The organism is Armatimonadota bacterium (assembly GCA_039679645.1).
GTDB lineage: Bacteria > Armatimonadota > UBA5829 > UBA5829 > UBA5829 > UBA5829.
This window is the reverse complement of record JBDKUO010000067.1, coordinates 82,222-107,038: the sequence shown is the minus strand read 5'-3', so window position 1 is coordinate 107,038 and position 24,817 is coordinate 82,222. Positions and strand designations below refer to the sequence as shown.

Below are 24,817 nucleotides of genomic sequence, written 5' to 3'. Positions count from 1 at the left end.
AGAAAACCGCCACATCGGACGGGAACGTTCTGTTTAGCATTTCAATCATAGATTCTCTTTTAAGGGCTTACCTCGCAGCTTGCTGCGTAATGTCTGAAAAGTTCCGACGGTGATACCCCATCAGCTTGCTGCGGGGTGGTTCATTCGTGATTAGCTCGTGTTTGGTTCCTAATGTGGAGGAGCACAACTTTGAAGAAACAATTCATTGCGATTTTGGTAATTCTGCTGTGTGGTGCAATCTTTTTTGCTCGCGGCTGTAACGGCAATCGTCGATTTGTTGACCGGGGAATCGAATACATTGTGTGGTCGAAGGACAGCCAGGCCCTGTTCTACAGCAAGAGTCAGCACAAACTGTATCGTTATGACGTAAGAAGGGGGGATAGGCGGTCTTACAAGATGCCCGATAGATTGGTCGAATTCGACGTTTCTCCGGACGGACGATCCGTAGTGTTCCCAATGGTTCGAAACAATACGTACGGCATGTATGTCCTGAAACTCGATACCCAGAAAACCAAACGGGTATCTGTCATAAAGAACGCTGTAAGGGAAAGTTCCACTGGACGGCCAGAAAAGTCTTTGGAATTTCTGAAACGCATAACAGACATCTCCTGGTTACCTCAGAACGACGTGATTATCGTCTTTGATGTCGGTAAGGGGGTCAAAGAAATTGATCTTCTACATTTTAAGAACGGACGCTTGGACAAGCTCAGGGGCAACGTGACTTATTACGACGGAGCCAGTAAAGATGGAAAATTGCTGTTATATGAGGACTTAGACTCGCGCATCCACCTTTATAATCTGGAAACCAAGAAAGACAGACGTTTGGATCTCGGACACCACGTGACAGACCCGTCGTCAATCAGATTCCTTTACCTGTCGAGCAGCCAATTGCTCTTCACCTATGACAAGCCGAAGCAGGCAGCACGAACACTGGATTTGGCCACGATGCAGGTCAAGCCGATTAATCTACCTGATGTTGAGGGCATTTCTTGCATTTCCGGCGATTTGGCCAGGTGTCTGAGTGGGACTTCCGCACATCCAAGTGCTATTGGTGGATGGACGAGTAACAAAGTCTACGTAACAAAGTTGCCCGACGATGTGGTTCGTACATTATGCCGCCTGGAACACTGATTTGCACCACAATCAAGCTTTTAAGCAATTGCATTGACATAATCGGAGGCTCAATCTCCGTTTCGGAAACCGAGCCTCCAATATCCTACGCAAAGAACCCTTACTAAGCACAGATCTGTTTACTACGGATTTACTACGTAATCAATTACTGCTTCGGGATTATCATCCTCCTCAGTGCCTGCCTCTCTAGCTGCTACCCCGAGCTTATAGTTTCCGGCAGAAGTCGGTATCCATTGGAATGTGGCATCCGTGTCGAAGTTGCGCAGCATAGACCATGTTTCTCCGCCATCATCGGATATTTCGAAGAAATATTCCACTGTACCGCCATCCGTTGGAGTAGCGGTCAACGTTATTGGAGTATTGATCTGCTGCGGCGAACCTGGGTTTGCGCCGAGGCTCACAGCAGATACGGGACTGGTAATAACGTAGTTGCTGACCGAATCGTCATATACAGGCGTTGTCGTATCATGCTCTCGAGCGTAGGCCGTTACAGTATAGTTGCCGGTTTCGGCGGGTATCCATTGACAGGTATCAGCAGTTGCCCAGTCTTGTATCACTTCGTTGTTCGCCTCGAATTTATATTCTGTGTTCGTACCGCCTGTCGCCGTAGCGTAAAGGCGAATTGGCGCGCCCGTAGCTCTTGGCGACGGTTCTATAGATAGAGTCACTCCTGACAGAGCACTTGTCACGATGAATTCCGAGTCCTTGCTGAACTCTGGATACGTAGTCCCTTGTTCACGTGCATATACTCGCAAGGTATAGGTGCATGGGGTGTCTGGTGTCCACGTGCAGCAATTTGAAGTGTCATACTCTTGAAGAACAGTCCATTGCACTCCATCATACACAAGTATCCTGTATTCAACTGTGCCCCCACCGATAGCCTCAGCTGTTACTGTGACCGATTGGTTAGGCAAGCACGTGCCATCCGGGTCAGCAGACATATCTACCGCAGACAGCGACAGCGCTGCATTGACCTCCTGCATTCCTTCGTTACCGTATTCATCGATGGCCACTGCCCTTACAGTATGCGTTCCAGGGCCGAATGAGCCAAGTGCGTAAGTCCACGAATTGCCATCCAGGCTCGCCGTTCCAACAAGTTGGCCATCAAGCTCCACAAGTACGTAGGCTACCGCGCCGTCTGCGTCAGACGCAGTGCCGGTTACGATCACAGAACTGGTTTCGGTATCATAAGAAGTCTGGCTGATTGTGACCTGCGGCGCAACGGCGCTGCTCTGTATACTAATCGGAAGAGATGCAGATACGGTATTTCCTGCTCTGTCTCTTGCCTCGGCTCTAAGGGTATAGCTACCTGAGACGTAGTTTGAAAAGTCAACGGAGGCACCCCAGCGGCCATCGGCAGCTGTACTGTCGGCGGAAATTGTGCGTTCCCTAGTACCATTGCTAATATAGAATGTTACTCCCGATAAGCCGACGTTGTCCGCAGCATTCACTTCGAGGTCGGCCGCTCCACTTACAAGCGCATTGGAAAGTGGCAGAAGCCATGAAAGTGTAGGGGCTTCCGTGTCCGTGACTTCTATTGCACTGATAGCATAAATGCCCAGGTTGCTGATTTCAGCGCTGATCTCTTGATTTGCCGTATCCAATGTGCTGGACAACGCTGACCACGTGGAGGTGCTCGGATCATAGTAGAATATCCGAAGATTGTTGACACCAAGCTCAGTTACATCGACACCCGCGAACGACAGGGTTAACGTCGATCCCTGCTCGAAGTCGCCGGAAACATCGTATATCCCACCAACGAGTCCCGTTGATGGCATTTCTTCTGGATAGTCCTCCGGGTCGAGGAACTTTACCACGAGTCCGGACGACGTGGTAGCAAGAGACATTAGTGATGAACTGGTATTTGGCAGCAATCTTATCGGCTGACTCTCTGCAATAAATCCCTGGGGCTCGACCGCCACTACGACTATCCAATCCGGCATATGGCAGCGTTCTAGAGTTGTCGCGTAGGATGTTGTTGCACTCTCTGATTGTGCAATGATATCGCACCACCGACTTCCGCGCGAAACCGGTCCGCGAATGAACCATTGAACTGCAGTTGAAGATGTGCACGTGACCGTTGTACCGGTTACTTGAACGTCCAGCTGTGAGCATGCTGTGGCACTGTGATGCGTGTGACACGACCACCAGACGCCCTTTTTTAAAGCAGCCTTTATTCTCTCGCTCCGATAATGATTGGAAGCAGTGTCCCAGTATTTGCCAGGATCATCAACCTTTAGATATATCCAGCTTTTCCCTGCCTCGGTGAGGCCAGGAGTATAGTCCTCTTCGGAATAAGTGAAAGGCAGAGCGCGTTTTGGATACTTCTTCACGAGTCTGCAATTGATATTTTCGATTACATGCTCATGCCCCCATCCGTCGTCATTGCTCCAGTGACCACCATCGGGTGGGGTTGCATTTGTGTAACAAGCAATGGCTAGGAATCTATTGTTCTGCGCGCTCGTACTCGCTATATCGACTAGCTCGTCTTCAGTATACTCCCCAAGGGCAAGAGGTGAGCTTGCAGTCGGATGTGGAATGAAGCTCAGACCGCCCATATCTGCTATTGTGCCAAACATCCCAGTTCTGCTTACGTTATGGAACAACAATTCTTCTTGCCCTGCAACGTGATCGTAGTCCTTGGAGTTAGGAATAAACTCGTAGTCGGAAACCAGGAAACTGTTAGGAGTTTTCCACTTGAGATACCTATGGCCAGCAGTCACCGTATCTCTGGAGATGTCGTAATTCTTGCTTCCCGAGCACGATTTTCCGTTTACTCCAACTGCAAGGACATGGTTCATCCAAGTTTTATAGGAAGCATTCTCCGGCGTTAGTTCTTCGCAGTTTTCAAGCCAGACAAAGTCAGACCCGAGGCAATTACCCCTGGGCGGCGTAAGATGGTTGTGTTCAGTAACGGCAATAAAGTCATAGCCCATGCCTTCGTACATATCAGCTACTTCGGCGGGCTTCTTCGAGTTAGTGCCAATAGATTTCCACGGTGGCCACGTGCCGTTATCGTCGTACCAGTGGACGTGCATAGCTCCTTTCAGCCACTTGGGTGAACTGGACGACGCCAACATTAACATTGTTGAACTGGTCTGATAGGGGCTGATTACCTCGAACTCTGTATCCTCAGGATAGCAGTAGCCAGCAATGCTTATAAGGACCGGTTCGCTCGTGACCTCTACTCCCCCCGCAAACGTAGCTGTGGCCACAAGCTCGTAACAACCATTCGGAGGATCGGACCAGATAACACGATATGGAACTGCACTCACCGGCCCGAAATCGTAAGTGGTGTTAGGATCACCGACCTTCGTCGCCGTATAAGAAACGCTCGATGCGTCTCCCGAAGTTTCCGCAGTAATCGCGATTCCTTCCAGATCGCCACCATACATTGTCCCATCTTGAGGATTGGCAATTCTCACGAATGGGCCATCTTCATATGGTCCTGGATCGGTGAGTCCATCTTCGCCGGGACGCGGTAAGTCATATTTATCTACTGTTGGAACAAGAGAGTTCTGGCTCGGGTTCTGACCAATACCTCTGACTGTCGATGTCGGTTTGAGCCAGTACGGATTGTCCCCAGTCACTTCGCAAAAGTCCGGATCGATATACTTGCAGGTGCTGTCTGCATAGATATTGCTGCCATAATGGTAGGAACTCCCTGTACCTTCATCGGAGTATGCGTCGCAATATCTGAGATTAACATAATAAGAGGAGTAGGCACTATAGGCACTATGCCCGGTCGCACTCAAGTCAGCCTTGTTGTTGTAGAAAATGTTGTTTATAACCTGTGCTGGCTGCGAGTAGTCATTTTCCCAAAGGCCGACTGCTCCACCTTGACCATAAGTGTGGTTCAGTGCAAATGTGTTATTGATGATCTTGGGATGTGAACTGACACTCTCAATGGCTCCGCCGCCGCCATTCTTTGCGAAGTTTTCGACAAACAGATTGTTTACTACACTGGCGGCCGTGCAGTTGAGCAGCGAGATTGCTGCACCCGAGTACCAATCAGTATTGTTGTCAAATCTGTTCGCCTTTACCGTGGCAGCCCTTACCGATTCGAGCCACAAACCTCCGCCTTGTGCATTGTAGGCTCCGGTGTATTGATGGTTCTTGATCGTGTTCTTGGCAATTAATACGGCTCGCCCTTTGGCATAAATACCTCCGGCATCAGCAGACACTGAGTTGTCGTCAATCGTATTTCCGGTGATTACCGTCGAACCATACAGGCTGTATATTCCACCGCCTGTATTAGCGGTATTGCCCACAATCTTGTTATTTACGATTTGTGGAGAACTATAGTTACAGTAGATTCCTCCGCCGTAGTTGGTGGAGGTGTTCTCGGTGATATTGTTATTAGTGAGGATAGGCGAACTGTATTTGTCGCAATAAATGCCAGCACCATTGCTTGCGCTGCCGTTGTAGATTTTGAAACCATCTACCGTGCTAACGCCATAGCCAGGTCCTACCGAAGTGACAATAGGTGAGCCGCTTTGCGAGCCGTTCAGAATTGTCTCGTTGGCAATCCAACTTCTGTCAGACCTGACTGATTCGCTTCCAGCAAATCCGCCATAGACGTAAACATACGGGCGGAGGTTTGTTATCCTACCGTAAGACCCGTTGTATTCCGTAGCGGTTGCTTTTACCCAAACTTCGCCGCCGCTCGCGGCAAGCTCTATGCCTCTCTGCACGCTCTGCACCGCTTTGGCCCAAGTCGAACCATCTCTGCCGGTGCCATAATCGCTGCCGCTTACTCGGTCCACGCGCACGACTTTCGGTGTCGTAACCGCCCACAAGGTCCCATTCGATTCGTCGGCTCCAATATCCACACTACTGCCCTGGATGCGGCTCTGATTATCCATATCATGCGAGCACTGTACTGCGCTGTCATATCCTGCATCGATACATACGGAACCCGGCTGAATGTGGAGATCGGCGTATTGCACGTTAGCTAACTTCGGGTCGGCAGAAATATCGCCGGTGCCTGCCGACAAGCCGTAATAGTCATAAACTCCATTTCCGTACAAGCAGTTATTGCGAAGCGTGGTCGAACCGCCGGAGGCAGATTTATAAATTCCCGAAGCGTTGAAAGCCACGATGTTGTTGGAGATGGCTGCCGAACCGGACGATCCGAGGCTTATGCCGCCGCCCTCGCTGCCCGAATTGTTCACGATTGTGTTGTTGTAGATTTGTGCGAAGCTTGTGCCGCAGTAAATTCCGCCGCCGATGCAGCCGGAGTTCCCGCAAATCTTGTTGTTGTAGATTGCCGGGGTTCCGGCACTTATGTATATGCCGCCGCCTCCATAGGTGCTGCCTTCAGAGTAGGCCATATTCATCTTGATGGTATTGTTTGCGATTACAGGCGAACCACTTGTGCAGTATATTCCGCCGCCGGTGTAGGTTGCCTTTCCGTTACGAATCGTGAACCCGTCAACTCTGGTCGAAGAAGTAGCAGAGGCGGGAAGTGTAACCACCGTACCGGCCTGGTTGCCATCGATTATAGTAACATTGGCATTCCAGTTCCTCTGAGAGCGCGTGGTCTCTGTACCAGCAAAGCCGCCATACAATGACACGCCGTTAGGTACGGTTATCCTCTCGTTGTAATATCCGTTTGGAATAGCTATAACCCACACTTCGCAGCCGGAGGCAGCCATACTCAATGCTTCCGTAATGGTCTTCTTGCCCGAGGCCCAGCCTGAACCATCACCGGAAGAAGCCAAGTTGCCATTCACAAACACCAGTGAGGTCAAAACTACATCCCGTGATACAACCGATGTATGTCCGGCAAAATCAGTTGCACGTGCCCAAATCCTGCCAGATTGCGGATTCTGCCACTCATAAGACCATTCATGCGAGACTGAATTGTAAGTTGCGGACTGCCATTCGCCCGAGTCTATCTTCACCTCAACAGATACTACACAGGTTTCAGCGTCGGTCGCTGTGCCCGTGACATTCATACTTGTTGCACTGACCGTCTTGTGAACTTCGCTCCCCGAGGGGTTAGTGATCTCGATGTCGGGATATGCAGTGTCTTGAGGGTTAAACACTCGCAGGTCATCCTGCTGCCTTGGCCGCAACACCCTGACCAGTTCTTCTTGCTGGTCGATAGTTACCGTCTCACTGCTGGAAATTCCATCTACGGAAACATACCAATCGACCGAGGGAGGCACGAGAGTTGGTTTACTGCCTATCGGCCAATCCCAACTCACTTTGACTCCAGTGTTGCCGGAACCGTCTTGGAAGCCAGTTCCATCATCGAGGTAGAAGTAATCTGTGTCCACAGTAGTGACCTTGCCCCAAGTCTTCACAAGCAGCCCCTTGTTATGAAGACCGTTGCCACTGCCAGTCGGGTAAGTAATCCCTGGAGTGTATACGTTGAAATCACCGCCACCTAGAGACCGGTTCATAAGTCCGAGGGCATTGGGTACAGTGCCGCTTTGAACAAATGTAACCCCGGTTGTTCCAGCATCTATTTCGCGCTCGCCATCATCTCCGGTAGCAAGATCGCCTGTCACATCGACTATATCTCCACGAGCCGGAATATATGTAGTGCCCGAGTATAGCACCCGGATACCACTGCTGCGGTCCGGCTCCTCTACGTAGATCGCACCAGGAAAGTCGGTCTTGCTTGCAGTCACGATTTTCCCAGTGATTGTCACCTCTGTCTGGTCGGCAAACGTTTTTGCATAAGGTATAGATTCTTCCGGGTCACCCGTGTACATAACACGCACCGCATTGGCGGTGACTTGACTGCCTTGGATTATGCTGGTACGTCCGACGTAGGTCTGGTGGTCGTAGCCTGGTCCGCAGTCAACACACATGACCCAGGCATTGCCGTCGAACCGCATTTGACCGCTTATCTTGTTTGCGCGGTAGCCTACAGTCGCCTTAGCCTGGCAGTAGACTTTCAAAGTGTCCGACGAAAAGTCTTCTCCGAGAACGAAATAATTGCCGTATTGGTCGCTGCCGGTATCGATTATCGGTTTACACTGGAAGCTTGCCAAAGCTCCATCTGTAGCCGCAGATTCTGAAAGGAGATCGTCGAAAGACGAATAGTAGACTGGTCCAGATAGGGGAGTGGCATTAGGTTCGCCATTTTCTTTGGGGAGAATACTACTGTAGTCGGGTAGGCTTTTGGAATCCGTAGTTGCACTGAGTTCGCTTTTCCACTGCCAGGGAGTTGGAGCGAGCAATCCTTTGATAAGTGGACCGTGCAGCAGTAACTTACCATCCTTGCTCAGATACCCATAGACTTTCGCATCGGCTATTGCACGTTGGCCATCATTCAATGTGATCAATGTGCCTTCTACATCGATTGTTTGTCCGAGGCTCAAATCCAAGCTGGGCACCGCCAGGATTGTTAGGCGATCTTGTGCCGAGAAGCATTCATGTATTACGAGATATGGTGGAGTCTGTTTGGCCCGAATTTTGTCTACAGTAACCGCGTCCAGGTAGACGTGCGTTCCATCTTTTTGCGAAAATGCGTGGCCGATTGTTCCCAGCCTTGTCATCCAACTTGGCTCTGCCGCATAAACATTTGTAGTAAGCAAGAAGAGCATGAAAAGCAATACTACGGCGAATCCTCTGTTTGTTTGTGGGCACATTATGCGTGTTCTCCTCCAATGAGTAATGCTAGTGCACTAGGATCGGTCTCAAACTCATCATTTAAAAACAGCTAGATCAATAAACATACAAGATAGCTATTGTGTATTGCGAACGGTGCGGATGGACATCTGTAGTCGACCGGAGACAACGTAATTCAGATACAGCCAACGCAGATCCTGCCACAGGCCGGCCGCGCCGCCTTTAATTGTTCAATCTATCCTCGTTCTTGTTCTCATATTACTTGCCGTTATTTAATCAGGCAAGCATCTTGTTATGCCTACACTGACGCTTAACTGCTTAATTTGCCACATCACGCCTCTCCAATCAGCATTCCAGGTCATTGGATCCCGGCGCGCTAAGCTCTTACAGTTCCACGAACATGCTCAATTCGGTCTCCACTGCTTCCTAATCTACGCCGATGAGGTTTTTGCGGTAGACAACAGGTTTTGCAATCTACAACAGCCTGCTTTATCAACTGCCATGTCGTTTTCGCTTCAGAACAAGTCCTCCATACCCAATCACACCACTAACTAACGCTAGAATGGAGGAGGGTTCTGGAACAGGGTCTACGTTAATATCATCAACACAAAAGCCCATTCTGGCTGCGGGTGTATAAGCCCCCTCAAATTTTATATAGTCGATTACACCACCATCATCGGCAACTAAATCGACATATTCGTTGTCCCACGACACGTCTGTTGCTCCAATTTGTCTTATGCACACAGGTGTTACAGTATCCATTCTATAGGCTTTTGCGAGCACCTGTACGCCATCTGTACTGAAAAAAGCACATAGTGAACGTATACTGTGTTGGCCGACTGTTATAGGACCACCATAAGACATATTGCCAAATGTCAACCAAGCATCTTGAGACGAAGTGCCAACCCAAGTTAATACGTTATTGCCTGAATTAGGTGAACCCCAAGTACACGCACTATGGTCTGTTACTTGAAATCCTTCTGTGAAATATGCGTTATACTGCTCTGCATAATAATCCAAATCCGACCCGGTAGCTATGTCGTCGAAGGTCATAACATAAGCATATGCTTCTGAACAACATATAATCAACAATGCAATTTGTGCTAACAGGAAATGTTTACTCATTATCCATACCTCTCCTCCTTTTAGTTAATATCTGTACCATCATCTGATGAGCTCTTGAGGCCAATATATAAAATACACTGCAAGAATCAAGCCATAAAAGCTAGCCATGACTTTGTTAAAACTCTCCTGATAATTATCATTCTGGAAACTTCGTGCACAGATTATAAATGAATCGGAAATTAGCTTCAGGAATAGTATCATAGGTATCATTATAAGCAGCAAGAAATATATTGGTATCATGAAATGCAACAATACTCCCTGCTGTAGCTGTATCTTCCTCAATTATCCACGGCTTATCCGACGCCGCTGAATCATATACATAAGCTATAGGCCTTGCCCATAAGCTCCAATCATGTTCTCCATCACTTACAAAGCAAGATGTTAGCTGATCCCACAGATAATTCACCCCGTCTGTGAGATAGTGATTGGAGTTCACATTACATTTCGTATCACGATCATTATAATAGTCATAGTGATTATATATGTTGAAGCGGGAATTCATTCCCAAACAATATGCAACCTTATTGAGACTTTCATTGTCACTGCTGTACGCTGGGTTCCACTCTCCTACAAGCACAACACGCTTATTTCGTCCTGAGTGGACAAATCTCTTTAGTTCTTCTATATTCCTCTTGGTCACAAATCTTGACTCCGGCATCACAAGAAGGATTACGTCATAAGGATCTGACCAATGCCGTTTCATGGCATCAATTTGGCTATAGTTAATATCTGAAGGATGGACTATAGCTTCTCTCTGCAGATATGCATCAACAAAGCCTATATGGCTTTCGTTGAAGCAATACAAGAGTCCCACACGAGAATCAGAATGAATAATCGCATTTGCCGATATCTGTGCACTACCCGAGCAAGTTGAAGTAGAAGCAGTAAGTGTAAGGGACACACCTTCACTCCTGACCACAGTTATTTGTATGTCACCATTTGTATTTGTTTCACCATACCCTGACGTATCAGGGTTATCTATTTGGCTGTTGCCATTACCAAGTATGGACAATATACTTCCAGTGCCTGTGGTTATTTCAAAATCAACATGCTGATTAGCGATAGGTTGTCCGGTTAGCGGATTGTATATGTGCACTTTGGTTGTAACTTGAGACTGTAACTCAGAAAGAACATATGCTGGGCTAAATTCAATTACATCCCAAACACAACCAGCAATTTCATCAGCACCAATATCCACTGTTCCGTCTTGAATTCTATAGTCCAAATCAATATCGAAGTCATCATCGGCCACCACATCATTGAATCCTTTATCTTTACAGTCATTGCCATTAGTGTCAGAACTAATATGTATATGATCAGTTGAATCTAATAGTGGATCCAAAGATATGTTTCCGTTCGTGCCTGTCGGATCAGTATATCCTAAATTGCTGTAATAATTCGTTGTGTGGCCCCAAATATCATTGCATCGATATTTGGTATTGCTGCTATAATCATACACACCTGTTCCTGAATTTTCTGCAATTATGGAGTTAATCATATTCACAATAGATTCGTCAAGGCGGATGCCGCCACATATACCAAGTGCAGTAAGCGTATTATAGGCAACTGTGCAGTTAATTACATCAACATTCGACTCTGTACAATATATGCCAGCACCGTCTACACTGGTATTATCAACTATACTATTACCAATAATACTTCCCGTGAAAGCATTGCAGTAGATTCCCCCTCCATTATCATAAGCGCTGTTTGCATAAATGATGTTGTGGAGAATTGTGGCTGAAGCATCATTACAATATATCCCCCCGCCATTACCGCTACATCCATTTGTTATTAAAAAACCATCAATAAGACAAGATGCAACACTATTGATTCTTACTACACTGCCTTCACCACCACCAAGAAGGACTGTCGGATGTGTCTTCCAGTTACGATCGCTTCTATAATTGCATCCTACCTCAAAGCCACCATATACTTTCACAAACGACTTAAGATTTGCCACATAGGTGTATGTATATATTGTACCATTAGCAATGGTATAGGTTCCATAAGTTCCATAGGTTCCCTCAGCTACCCATACTTCTGCTCCACTAGTAAGACTAGCAAGTTCTATTCCTCTTTGTACATTAGCAACAGCATCGCTCCAACTTCTTCCGCTGAAGCTATCATCACCATTGGTCTTTACATAAATGACGGTCGGATTCTCTAGCGGATTATCTGGAGCATTACCATTGCACTCATCTGCTCCTATATCAACATTATCATTTTGTCTGATATCACCATCCATATCATTATCCGGAAGAGCAGACAACGATGCGCCAGTGTCTCTACAAGATGAATCCACAGCTATATGCCAATCACCATATTCAGCATATGGAATCCCTGGGTCACCAGGAGGAAGGTCATTATCAGGGTGGTAAATCGAGAATATATTCCAACTATAATTTGCTGTATTATCATAGAGGATATTATTCATACAGGTGGGCTCACTTGACGCGTCTATGCCATAGCCAGTATTAAACGCAATAATATTGTTTGTAAAGGTCGGAGTTGAAGTAGAGCCAATATAAACACCGCCGCCGCTGCTAGTATCTGTGTTGACATTGTAAATGATAGTATTGTTTGCTACCTGTCCGGCCGCATTCTGCACATAGTATATACCGGCACCACGATTAGCTTTAATTACATTGCCAACCGCGTCCACCAAAATAGAAGATGCACTTGAGGCATAAACACCAAAACCACTATTTGCATTAATAAAGTTGTTTGTTATCGATGCAGAAGCACTGCAATATATTCCCGCGCCATAGCTACCATAATTTGAGCATATCTTATTACCATATATTGTAGCGTTACCAGAACAGGCTATACCTCCACCTTTGCCACTACTACTATTGTTAAAATTGCTGTATATATCATTATCCGAAATTATACCTAAACCAGAGTATGAGATGCCTGCACCACTGTTAGCATTATTTAAGTATATGTTATTTTTCGATATCATTGCAGAAATAACGCAACAAATACCACCACCAGATCCACTGCTAGAATTTGAATATATATCATTATTTGTTATATTGACATAATCAGATGTGGTGCAGTAAATACCTCCACCGCTTCCATATGTTTTGTTAAAGCATATCTTATTGTTTGATATCGTTGCAGATGATTTACAAAGCACCCCACCACCACCATTAGCGCAAAGGCCATTCTGGATTGTGAATCCATCAATCTTAGATGCTGGAGCAGAAACAATTGTTACGACAGAAGTAGCAGAATTCCCATCAAGAACCGTTTCATATATGCGATTTGATTTATCTTCAGCGCCAACCGCAAACCCGCCATAGACTTTCACGAAAGATTTAAGGCTTATGGCATCATATGTTCCTTCGGCTACCCATACTTCACCCCCGCCCGCAAAGGCTGCTAAATCTATTCCTCTTTGCACACTAGCAACAGCATTAACCCAACTTGAACCATCGTTATTGTCGTTTCCATTAGGCTGAACATAAATAATTATCTCAGGATTTGCAGGATTAGTTCCACTCCATTCATCAGCGCCAATATCTATAATATCATATGCAACATTAGGATCATCGTATATGCGACAGTCACCATCTATATCCACAGATGGAAGGTTTGATGCAGATGCGCCATTATCCTTGCATAGGGAATCGTCAGCTATATGCCAGTCGCCATACTCGATGTACGGAATTCCAGGATCAACAGGAGCGAGGTCATTGTCCGGGTGATATGTTGTAATTGTATTCCAGCTATAGTTGCTCACTGAGTTCGAATAACAGAGGTTTTTCGTGTATGTAAGAGTGCTTGGTCCATATATACCACCACCTATATTAAATACAACGATGTTGTTTATCATAGCAGAAGTTGCACTTGAATCGAGGTAAATACCACCGCCGTAATTATTGGTAGTACTTGATGTATTTGCATTATAAGCAATTGTATTGTTTGTTATCTGACCACTCTGACTTGTTGCATAGTAAATACCAGCCCCCTTGGTTGCATTATTTCCCATAATTACGTTACTTACCAATATAGGGGCTTGTCCACTAACATAAATGCCTCCACCCAAAGTTGTTGCATTATTATTCTTAATAATATTATTAAGTAAGCTTGCTACTGCTGTGCAATAAATACCGCCACCAACAGTTTTTGCAGTATTGTCAGTAATGACATTATGTGATATATTTGCTGTCGCAGAGCAGTAAATGCCTCCTCCAACATAATTGTTTGTAATATTGGAATATATTAGGTTATCTGATATGGCAGCAGCTCCTGTGCAATATATACCACCACCACTACTATTACCAGTATTAGAGTGAATATTATTATTGGCAATAGTTGCAGCAACAGTGCAATAAATGCCACCACCATAATTACTAGAGCCATTTTTTACAGTAAACCCATCAATTCGAGTTAGAGAATTCGATGTTCCCGTAATACTAACAGCATGTCCTGCTGCGTTCGCATCGATAATAGTCTGATTTACATCCCAATCCCGCTGTTCGCGAGCAGTCTCACTGCCACTAAAGCCACCGTAGAGTGCAACGCCCGAGGTAAGTGTAATGCAGCCAGTATATGTATCTTCAGCGACCCATATTTCTTTACCACTGGAGGCGGCGGACATCCCAGCGGTGATCGTTGTCTTCGCAGTAGCCCAACTCGTACCTGCCCCATTGCTTCCACTAGTGCTAACATAGATAACATTAACACTTATTATGGTCACAGCTTCAGAAACTTCAGCCGTATTCCCAGCATAGTCAGTGGCACGAACAGTAATCATGGCCGATGCAGGGCTTTGCCAGTCATAAGACCAAGTATGCGTAGTGGAGTTATAAGTTGCAGCATTCCAATTACCGGAACCTACTTTGAACTCAACAATCGCTATTCCTGCAACAGAGTCGGTAGCTGTGCCTGAGACAGTAATGCTTGTTGCACCGGAAGCCACATGCCAGTTGGTTCCGGTTGGGGATGTAATCGCCACGGTAGGATCAGCAGTATCCTCGGGATCGAATGCGAGTATATCATCATAGCTTCTCAGACGCAGGACTCGAATCACATTGCTACTGGCATCCGTTTCACTGCTCGATATTCCCGCAACAGATACATACCAACCAACAGATGGTGCGATAATGTCCGCCTTGCCGCTTGTTGCCCAGTCCCAACTGACCTTCACGCCGGTGTTACCTGACCCATCTTCAAAGCCGGTACCATCGTTGATGTAGAAAAACTTGTTTGTTGCATCTACAGCAGTTATTCTGCCCCAGCTCTTTACAAGCAAACCCTTGTTATAGAGTCCTGTGCCGCTGTCGGTCGGATAATCCACACCGGGAGTATTGACGTTAAACTCGCCGCCGCCAAGTATCTTGTTCGGCATCCCCAATGCACCCGGCACCGTACCTGTGTCGGTTACAGTTACAGATGCACTCGAAATCTTGCGTTCACCATCAGAATCAAGCGCAACCGTTCCGGTGACACTCACAAGGCTGCCGCGAGCAATTGTGCTGCCGGAATAGCTTACGCGGATTCCACCAAAGCTGCCGGAACTGGATGGCTCCTGGATATAGATCGACCCTGGGAAATCCGTCTGGTTCGCAGTGACGACCTTGCCAGTCAAACTTGCAGATGCACCATCAGCCTGGCTCAAAACGTAAGGTATTGTGTTCGAGTTAACTATACTCAATCGGCCAACAAGTATCTGAGGATTGTAGTCTGGACCATCATCTACACAGATCACCATTTCAGTCGTATATTGAACTTGCCCGGTGACTTTGTTGATTCTGTCGCTTGTTGTAGGGCTGCCGTCACTATAGTAGCACCTTATCGAGTCCGTAATGGACGAGTCCTCTGCAATATCAACGTAGTTATAAGTGACGCTGTTTATTGTTTCGGTGCCGACAGCCAGAATCTGCTTGCACTGCAGTTCCACAGGATCACCGATCGATGCACTTGTCTTCAGACCAGGAATATTGCTGTAATATGACTGTGTGTGCACACCTTGAGTCTGGACAGATGTAGATGTACTGGTATCCGTGTCGGATATCTTAGAATAAAAAGTCGGCCCCTCAGCCGGATCAGAGTTAGGTACCTCAGATGAATCCGATGTGGATGCCGATGAAGCTGTGCCCGACTCAACATAATATACTGTCAGATCGGTCTTCCATGGCCATGTCTGCTGAGCAGCACCAGGGAATGCCTTGATAATATTGGGGTGATACAGCAGTTCACCGTTTTCAGAAGCATAACCTCGAACTGTAACGTTTTGAAGAGCACGCTCGCCGGATGATAGAGTGGTAAGTGTTCCTGAACAGTCAATAACTTGACCCAGCCGGAGTTCTGTATCAGGAGTGGTGAGTACAATTAGTCTGTCTTTCGGCCTGAACGGTTCGGCAATTACAATGTAGTTATCCTTTATCTTAATGATGTCTTCCAGAATCAAGTCTACATGGCTGCCGTCTGGAAGTGTTTTCGCATTATATATTGTCCCGCTGCCCGTATACCAGTCAAAAGGCTGACTTGCCCGGGCAGTGGAAGCCGTAAACAGTATTGCCAGTGTAAAAATTACGAATAGCAGTATAAACGCCCATCTTCGATACATTATCGCCCTCGTCTCCTTCTGTGTTTACGATTTTGATGATTTCTGAATCAAGTGCATATTACTTTGGCATTCATATACTCACAGCTATCCTTACCTAACTTATCTGCAAGGATTGTGCCAAGCGAGCTATATTACCTATGTCCGTATAATTTATCAGGCTCATCAATTGCATACAAAATCACACCAACTTGTCCGGCCAGATGGACGTTGTTTTCTTTGTATGACCCCCTGCTAGATACCTTTGTTCCTTTTATTTCATCAACAAAGGAAGCATACTAACCACATATGATACCTGAGTATGGAACTAATAAGCAGTTGGATTACTAGCTGCCCGGAATAATCATTATGAGATTGTCTTTATATGTGAGGAACCAATAACCATATCCTGGCTCCATCTCTTCACGATCACAAAGATCGTATCCGCATGAGAACTGGGACCCTATGGTAGCATCATATCCAGTCATAAAGGCTTCGCACCATCCTGAATCAGCAGCTTCTTTCAATGTGAGTAACCGCGTTCCATCTGTTATTTTTATGTTATCGCCAGGAGAGCTTACAGTCATAGGAACATCATGATTGAACGGTGTTCCGATTAGCTGATAACCCCCAACATCCTCACCATCTAGCGAATCGCCAGGCAGCGATATACATATGTCAGTCATTACACTACCAGAAGGGATACCATCTGCAACTCCTTCGTAACTGACTGTATATTCGTCATTCGAAAGCAGCCACAAACCATCGCCGAGCAAGACATTACCAAATCCAGTAGGATCAAGGTCATCATATCCAACATTACCCTGAGTTTGGGCATCAAATCTTGTTAGATTATTAATAATTGGAATGCCATCGAACACATTCAACGGATCGGAATTTAGCGGAACAAGCGGTGCGCTGATACAATTCCACTCATCATAGACATCATAAGTAACGCCGTCTGCAAGCGCTGAACAGGATACTACAATAACTAATGCAAGCACCACACTTATTAATTTCATTCACTCACCCATTCAAGATTATAATTTGTGTATTAAATTGAAATGCAATTTACTCATACACAATACTCATCCATGACTGACATCGTTACAACCAGAACTAGGGTCTGAAACCTGTAAGTGACTAGACTGCTTCTGAATCATATAAACAATAAGTGCTCGGACTATAGAGCTATCCTCTTAGAACTGCAGTTCAGCATTATTCAGCAACAGCAGTTCCACTGATGATCATGCAAAGGTTGCTCCTAGAGGTAGCCAACCAATAACCATGGAATGGAAGCAAGCTGTTCATAGAGGCATATACCGTGTAACTTGTATCAAGATCACTACCCAGACAACCATCGAAGCCGATCATATTATTTGACACCCATTCACTCTCAGCAGCCTCTTTCCATGTTTTAAGTGTTATGCCGTCAGTAAACTTGATGTTTACACCGTCTTCTCCAACCGGAACTTCATGGTTATATGGATTGCTGATAAGATGCCATCCACCTTCACCATCCGTAACACCTGGTAATGATATGCACATATCTGTTATCACACCATTAGTGGGAACACCATCGGCAATGCCATCAATAGTAACTGATCCATCCTGGCTTTGGGAAAGCCAATAACCATCACCGAGCAGAATGTTGCCGAATTCATCTTCAGTATATATTGTCAGTGCAACGTCGCCGCCAGAAACAGCATCAAAGCGAGTAATACGATTCATTACCGTAATACCACTGAAAGCACTTGATGGAGTGGAATTGTAAGGAACTAATGGCGCAGCTATAAGGTTCCACCCCTCATATACATCATATGTGACGCTGTCTGCAACAACAAAACCGCTTGCCATAACTATCAGCACAAGTGCAATAATCAATATTTTCATCTTACTGCCTCCATACAGTCAAATTTCACCTTGGATAATATAGCAGGCAAGCTAGAGTAAGTCAACACTTCAATGCATAAAGTTATGAATATGATCTCTTGTCTTATTTCTTTGTTCTGTGCAAATCAATAAATCTATCAATACCGGTGTCAATCAACCATTCTAACAATGTGCCAGATGCGATAAGACGGTATTCTTGGAACCAGGGATGAAGCTATTAGACTCAATGTTCTGAGATTATTAAGTTAATGAAGGAACAAGCATATGAGCTAAGGCACTGAATACTAGATAAAGCCGAAAGTGTGCTTAAATCAACAATAAGGCGAAAATATATTTGCAAATGCTTGATTGCCATGCTACACTGAAATCCAGAAATACCGTCTTCTGGGAACCGACGAGCTTATACTCAATCATACAGAACATTCTCTTTGCAGGAAGACCGCAACCGGAAACACAGCCCCCAAAGGCAAGCAGTTCCGGCCACAGTAACTGCAGACTACGGCCTGCATTTCCGGCACGGTCTGTATCCTGCATCGATCGCCTCCTCTCTGGACTCGAAATACGACCTGTTCTTTTCATGTGGCAGATAGCTGCATGTCCTGCGATGAAAGATACCGGTCCGCACATTTCCGATGTAAGCCGGTGTCTGAATTGGAACAATACTGCTGCACAAGCAATATCCTACGGCGCCGAGGATAAGCCCACCCAGCAGAATCACTGCAACCAGACGATATAACTTCACGAACAGCCTCCATCAACCACATAGATCGACCATCAGACGGGTAAAAAACCGATAACACAATATTCGTGGAAGCCAGAAGATCATTTCTTCGCTTTTCGCTGCCAACGCCTTGACTTATCACCGGTTTGCGTTTATGCTTCAGGGTCACGGCAACTCCTTTCATCGCACTATCGGGCCGAAAAATTGCCGAAATGCGAAGAAAATGCTTGCAAATGACAGATTCTCATGCTACACTGACTACCAGAAATATTGTGTTCCAGGAAGCTGCGGAGGGGGCTGATTCCGAGCTTCTTGAACTCCTCGAAAACGCTCAAAACTTCCTCACAACCACCATTGCCGATTCCACGAAAGAGATATATGCGCGTGACTGGAAGGGCTTTGAGCGGTGGTGTATAAGTCACGCTCTTCCTTATATGCCTTCATCACCGGATGTTGTCGGCTGTTACTTCACATCACTAGCGATGAAGAACTTCCGCATTACAACTATCCGCAGACACTGTGCCGCAATAGCCGCAGCTCATCGTGAGGCCGGATATCCAACCCCGACAAGTCACCCGGCAATAAAAGAATTGCTGCACGGAATGACGAGGAAGATAGGCAGCCCGCCAAAGCCGGTGGATGCTCTGCTGTCGGAAGATATCAAGCGGATGGTAGAGGCACTGCCGGATACATTTCTCGGTATACGTGACAAAGCAATAATCCTCATAGGTTTCGCCGGAGCATTCAGGCGCTCAGAAATCGTTGGATTGAATGTCGCTGACATCAACTATCGGGATGAAGGTATTGTTATTCTTCTGAGGCGAAGTAAAACCGACCAGCAGGGAGAGGGTCGATTAGTGGGTATCCCCCGTGGCAAGAATTTCGATACCTGCCCGGTAGCTGCACTCGAGCGCTGGTTGGAGATATCTCAGATTACAGAGGGTGCAATCTTCCGAGGACTCGATAGATATAACAATCTAGTGTCCGACAGGCTTTCAAGAAGAGCGATAGGGACGGTTGTCAAAAGAGCTGCAAATGCAGCAGGGCTGGACCCTGAGAAATACAGCGGGCACTCACTGAGGTCCGGTCACTGCACTCAGGCAAGCAGAGCCGGTGTGGCTGAGCACATTATTGCTCAACAGACCGGGCATAAATCCATCAGTTCATTGAAGAGATATATCCGTCTGGGCCGTCTGTTCGAAGAAAACAGCGCGGATGCTCTCGGACTGTAGAAGTATCACTCTCTGTGATAAATTCTTGTCCCCAGAAGGCAGACAGATTCATACGGATTTCTCCTGGGGACTCACAGACAATATTCATATTTTCGAGCCTACCGACCTGTAAAACGCTCGAAGTTAGCAACAGACACTCCGGCTAACCGAAACGGCACGCTTTCAAAATTCGGCAGGTTGTCAATGTGAAAAGTCATTATGCTCATAGGTTTCGCTGCTATCCGTCGCCAGCCCTTCTCACGAGAAAGCGCGGTATTGAGATACGTGGAATCTGAGGCATATACTACTACCCTGTGCTCCGGATGATATCTCAATTCCAGGGGCATATTGCCCTTTACCACGACTACAATTTGGGGATCGAGCTTAGATGCCATTACCGCGCTTATCTGCCCACTGCAAAGGGCGAGTCGGCTCTTGAGCACATCGGTATCGATACGACCGTTCTTCATATCAGCATCGGTCATTCTGAAGATTATCTCGCTGTCTACCTCAGCAAACCTTGGCAGGTCAAACTCTTTGAACAATTCGTCTGCATTTGCAATAGTGCCGTTATGAGTGCCCAAGACATATCCCGAGCGAATGGGATGTGCATTTTCAATTCTCTCTATCGAACCGCGTGTAGGCCAGCGGGTATGTCCGGCAAGCCAGGTCGTTGAGTTGTCAACATAGGCTATCGCATCAACAAACTGTTTCATCTTCACAAACTCAACTGCGCGCATCGGACGTTTGAAAATGCAGTGACTGCCATCTTTTTTCAGCCAGGCAAGACCGGTCGCGAAAGGTCCTCGCCTCTCACTCAATAGCAGCAAATGTATAAAAAGCCACTTCAGATATGTCTGCTCCTCCGACTGTCTCTTTTTTGGTCCATAGATGACCCCAGTCTGTCCACACATCAGCGCTCTCCTTCCATTACTTTGAATCCGTGAAATATCCCAAGGCAGAATTTGGCGCGATTGTTCTCTATCCGCATCGCAGTTTCTATATAATCGAGTTCAACCGCGATGCGCACTACTTCAGATAAGTCGAACATATTAGTTCTGCCTGAGCTACGAATAGCCAGCATGCCGTCCATAACTGCTTTCGGAACTAGGACCCTGATGTTATGCATTGACTGCCGCCTCCTTAGCTTTTTTGGATTTGCGGCCATACTTGAATGCCGAGTCGCCCTGGAGGTTAGCAAGCAGATGTTATGCGTCGCGTGCGATTATGTGGCGTCGGGTGCTTTTTCAGGCTCCCCGACGCCGGTTTTGCGCTACATAATCCTCACAGGTTTTCCAGTATTGTCAGTATCCTGTCCGTCTGCTGGTAGCGCGCCTGCCGTGGTGCAACCACGCCGCTTTGTTCCAGTGCTCGACGTTTCATTTCAACATCGGCTTCTATGTAATGGTGGGTGGTATCGAGGCTGACGTGTCCAAGCCAGCATCGGATCATGTTCAAATCTACACCTGACTGGAGCATATGCATGGCCGTCGTGTGCCTCAAAGTATGTGGCGTTATCTTGCGTCCGGCAATGCTTGAATTCCGCTCAGCCGCTGTGGCGACCATCCGTCGGATCATATGCGTGACCCCGTATCTGGTCAGCCTCTGTCCGGTCGCACTGACGAATACCGGCACATTGTCGCTTGTGGTAATACGGCGTTCCTCGTACAATGAGCGAAGCGCGGCCACCAAGTCTGTAGCAACTGGAGTCGACCTGTCCCGCATACCCTTTCCGTGCAGCAGAACCTGGCAAGGTGAGTTCAAGCAGATATCCACCGCATTCACCCTGACAGCCTCTGAAACACGTGCGCCAGTCCGCGCGAAAAACAGAAGCAAGGCATGATCCCGCCGCCCCTGTCTTGTTGCCTGATCCGGCACATTGAGCAGAACGTCCAGTTCTTCGCGGGTGAGATAGCCAAGAATTGGTTTGACGTACTTCTTATTGGGAATGGCTAGTACCCGCTGTACCACACCCAGCGCTCCCGGGTCCATGTAGGCCACATACTGCATGAACGCTCGGATTGCGGCCAGCCTGTTATTGCGCGTGCGTACGCAATTATGCCGAAAATCCTCCAAGTGGTCGAGGAATGCCAGAATCACGTCGCGGTCCAGGTCTTGAATACTCAAGCGCTCGGGAGCCGTCTGTAGCTGCTCGGCGACAAAAATTACTAGCAGTCGAAGAGCGTCACGATACCCGCGAATAGTCTCGATGCTGGCTCGTTGCTGTGTTATCAGTCGACGGCGAAAGTAGCTTTCGAGCATGTCGCCTAGTGTCGGAGAAACTTTGCTCATTTGCTTGCCTCCACATCGCCGCTTGTATTCTGTGCGGTCTGATATCTCTGAGTAGCAAGCTCCATCAGTTCGGGGACGGCGGTGATATAATATGCGGTATTGCTGTAGTGGACATGTCCCATGTAGGTGGCAAGCAGAGGTAGCAATCCTTGGACGTCAACTCCCTCGCGATACCATCTCGCCATCCTTTTAACCGCGAATGTGTGGCGCAAGTCGTGAAATCTCGGACCTTTGCCGCTTTCATCTCGCAGTCCGGCGATCTGGGTAAGCCTCCAGAATGTGCACTGTATTGTGTGGGTCTGAATACGACAGCCTCTCATATTAAGGAAAAAGGCAGGGGTTTGCGGCTCGGGAAACGAAACATCACGCAGACGAGCATAGCTCGTCAGTTCAACAAGCGTGGTAGGATGGACCGGCACAATTCGTTCTTTGTGGAATTTGGTCCCGCGCACCAGGAGAACTCCAGACCCCAAATCCACGTCTGCCTTGTCAAGATTGACTACCTCCACGTTTCGCAGCCCCGTGCTGGCCGCGAGGCCAATAATTGTTCTGAACGTCAGCCCTCGCATTGGGTGCTGGGGAGTCAATTTCATGGTCGACTGAAGAAGCAGCGCGAGTTCAGACTCGGTATAGATGTGGGCCGGAGGCTGAGTGTTTTGAGGACAAAGGACTTTCGGACTCAAAGGTGGAGTCTCAGGCTCAAATGCAGCCAGATACCTGGAGAAGTTGCGTACAAAGTTGTAGCGATTAGCACAATGCTTCGAACTTAGCTCAGGGCGGTACGTGGCGAAATCCACAGCCAAATCCTGCGTCAGCTTAGCGACTGATTCGTGCTTACACAGGTATCGGTCGAACTCGTGCAGAGTATTTGCCTGCTGCCTGAACTGGCATCCGAGCTTGCGCCGCAGGTTGATGTAGGATTCTAGATAAGCTGCAAGGAAACTGCGACATTTGTAGCTCATCTTGCACCTCCTGGAAAAGGCAGAGCCACGGTCGCCAGATGAGTAGTGTCAACCTTGGCATAAATGGCCGTAGTGTCGATGCTGACGTGCCCAAGCATGTCTGCTATCTCCTTGATTGGTCTTGACTCATTCACCATCTTGGCCGCAAGACTGTGTCTAAGCATGTGGGCGCCATAATGAGGGGCTGGTATGCCTGCGCGTTTGATGTTCCTTGACACAATGGCCGTGACTGCCTCACAAGATATGGGCACTATGGGGGCATTGTGAGTAAGAAATACATACCGCGAATTGTGTGCGGGACGCCCATGGATGACATAGTCGGTCAGGGCATCACCGACTTCCTGAGTAAGCGGCAGAACACGAGCGCGCATGCTTTTAGTCTTCGGCAGGTGTATCTCGGACTTGCGCCATATGATATTGTCCAGTTGGAGATCTCGAACGTCCATACAGCGGAGTCCGAGTGTCGCAAGTAGCAGCAGGATTGCCTTATCACGCCTTCCCCGCGGCGAAAGCGTCTCCATACCGTCGATTAACGCTCGCACCTGTTGCCAGGGCAGGTGTTTGGGAATCGTGTCTAGTCGGTAGCGAAATATGGATGGTACGACTCGGTCTAGGTCTTGTTCGACAATGCTTTCCCAGCGCAAAAACCGCAGGAATGACCGGGTACATGTGGTCAGCATTTGTCCCCAGGTCCGACTTTGAGAGACATTTGCCCAGTAGGCAATGTAATCCAATATCTGTGGACCGTCCACTTTTCTAAGATCCAAGCAGCCATGGCGCCTGAGATGGAAATCCAGAAAACGCCTGGCGGACCGACTGTATATCCTGGTCTTAACGACGACTCCGCGCACATTTGCCAAGTAATCCTCATATCGTGAGATGATGTCTGTAAATGGATCATCCGCAGAACTCTCTTGTTCCAGAACCGGCACAATACCCTCGTCACGCAGGTGGTTCAATAGATGGGTCAACATATTACCGGTCTTCTCGTAGTCACCGTGCGAGGCAAAATCACCGGAAAAGCGATGGGCAAGGTCCTCTGTGATCTTGTGAACGTCGCCGATGCCTATTAGTGACAGGTAGCGACTGAAGTCGCCAGCAAGTCCCAAAATGGTGTGAGCCTGACCATAGCAGTAACCCCGCTGATGCAGGCGCGCAGCAAGTCCGTCCAGATAAGGTGCGATGGGGCCGCAACGCAACTGACGAATTCTGATTGGTGATTTGAAGTAATACTCCAGCATGTTTTGTCTCCTAGAGAAACAATGTAAGACCCGGGCGAATCCGAGCCTCCACAAGGAATACGGCTCTGCATAAGCTTTCATATACAGCCCCATCCCTT

13 protein-coding genes are annotated in these 24,817 nt (G+C 47.3%); 2 read left to right on the top strand and 11 right to left on the bottom strand.

What is annotated here, in order from left to right:
• Positions 1-189 precede the first annotated feature (189 nt).
• A complete protein-coding gene (locus tag ABFD83_14665; protein MEN6358312.1) occupies positions 190-1,131 on the top strand; it encodes a hypothetical protein in 942 nt (313 codons plus the stop codon).
• 122 nt (positions 1,132-1,253) lie between these two features.
• Here the strand turns inward: ABFD83_14665 and ABFD83_14660 are convergent, their stop codons facing one another.
• The 6 genes from ABFD83_14660 to ABFD83_14635 form a co-directional block, all read right to left on the bottom strand.
• Positions 1,254-8,738, bottom strand: a complete 7,485-nt coding sequence (locus ABFD83_14660; GenBank protein MEN6358311.1) for an Ig-like domain-containing protein — start codon at positions 8,736-8,738, stop codon at positions 1,254-1,256.
• 472 nt (positions 8,739-9,210) lie between these two features.
• On the bottom strand, positions 9,211-9,843 hold the full coding sequence (locus ABFD83_14655; protein ID MEN6358310.1) for a PEP-CTERM sorting domain-containing protein: 633 nt from the start codon (positions 9,841-9,843) through the stop codon (positions 9,211-9,213).
• 136 nt (positions 9,844-9,979) lie between these two features.
• Positions 9,980-16,264 carry a right-handed parallel beta-helix repeat-containing protein gene (locus ABFD83_14650; protein ID MEN6358309.1) on the bottom strand — a complete coding sequence of 2,095 codons (6,285 nt, stop codon included), beginning with the start codon at positions 16,262-16,264 and terminating at the stop codon, positions 9,980-9,982.
• Between the two features lie 482 nt (positions 16,265-16,746).
• Positions 16,747-17,421 carry a hypothetical protein gene (locus tag ABFD83_14645; protein MEN6358308.1) on the bottom strand — a complete coding sequence of 225 codons (675 nt, stop codon included), beginning with the start codon at positions 17,419-17,421 and terminating at the stop codon, positions 16,747-16,749.
• A gap of 196 nt (positions 17,422-17,617) precedes the next feature.
• Positions 17,618-18,292, bottom strand: coding sequence for a hypothetical protein (locus tag ABFD83_14640; GenBank protein MEN6358307.1), 675 nt, complete (start codon positions 18,290-18,292; stop codon positions 17,618-17,620).
• Between the two features lie 496 nt (positions 18,293-18,788).
• Positions 18,789-19,034: an Ada metal-binding domain-containing protein gene (locus ABFD83_14635; protein ID MEN6358306.1), complete on the bottom strand. Its 246-nt coding sequence runs from the start codon at positions 19,032-19,034 to the stop codon at positions 18,789-18,791.
• A gap of 212 nt (positions 19,035-19,246) precedes the next feature.
• Here ABFD83_14635 and ABFD83_14630 point away from each other — a divergent pair, with 212 nt between their 5' ends.
• A complete protein-coding gene (locus ABFD83_14630) occupies positions 19,247-20,245 on the top strand; it encodes a site-specific integrase (protein ID MEN6358305.1) in 999 nt (332 codons plus the stop codon).
• A 98-nt stretch (positions 20,246-20,343) separates the two neighbouring features.
• Here ABFD83_14630 and ABFD83_14625 read toward each other — a convergent pair whose 3' ends face one another.
• The 5 genes from ABFD83_14625 to ABFD83_14605 form a co-directional block, all read right to left on the bottom strand.
• Positions 20,344-21,138 carry a glucosamine 6-phosphate synthetase gene (locus ABFD83_14625; GenBank protein ID MEN6358304.1) on the bottom strand — a complete coding sequence of 265 codons (795 nt, stop codon included), beginning with the start codon at positions 21,136-21,138 and terminating at the stop codon, positions 20,344-20,346.
• Positions 21,138-21,353, bottom strand: a complete 216-nt coding sequence (locus ABFD83_14620) for a DUF5049 domain-containing protein (GenBank protein MEN6358303.1) — start codon at positions 21,351-21,353, stop codon at positions 21,138-21,140. Before ABFD83_14620 ends, ABFD83_14625 begins: the two co-directional genes overlap by 1 nt.
• A gap of 155 nt (positions 21,354-21,508) precedes the next feature.
• Positions 21,509-22,516 (bottom strand): tyrosine-type recombinase/integrase, encoded by a 1,008-nt coding sequence (locus ABFD83_14615; GenBank protein ID MEN6358302.1) that lies wholly within the window; start codon positions 22,514-22,516, stop codon positions 21,509-21,511.
• Complete coding sequence (locus tag ABFD83_14610) at positions 22,513-23,478, bottom strand: tyrosine-type recombinase/integrase (protein MEN6358301.1); 966 nt, start codon at positions 23,476-23,478, stop codon at positions 22,513-22,515. Before ABFD83_14610 ends, ABFD83_14615 begins: the two co-directional genes overlap by 4 nt.
• Positions 23,475-24,719, bottom strand: a complete 1,245-nt coding sequence (locus ABFD83_14605) for a tyrosine-type recombinase/integrase (GenBank protein MEN6358300.1) — start codon at positions 24,717-24,719, stop codon at positions 23,475-23,477. Before ABFD83_14605 ends, ABFD83_14610 begins: the two co-directional genes overlap by 4 nt.
• Between the last annotated feature and the right edge of the window lie 98 nt (positions 24,720-24,817).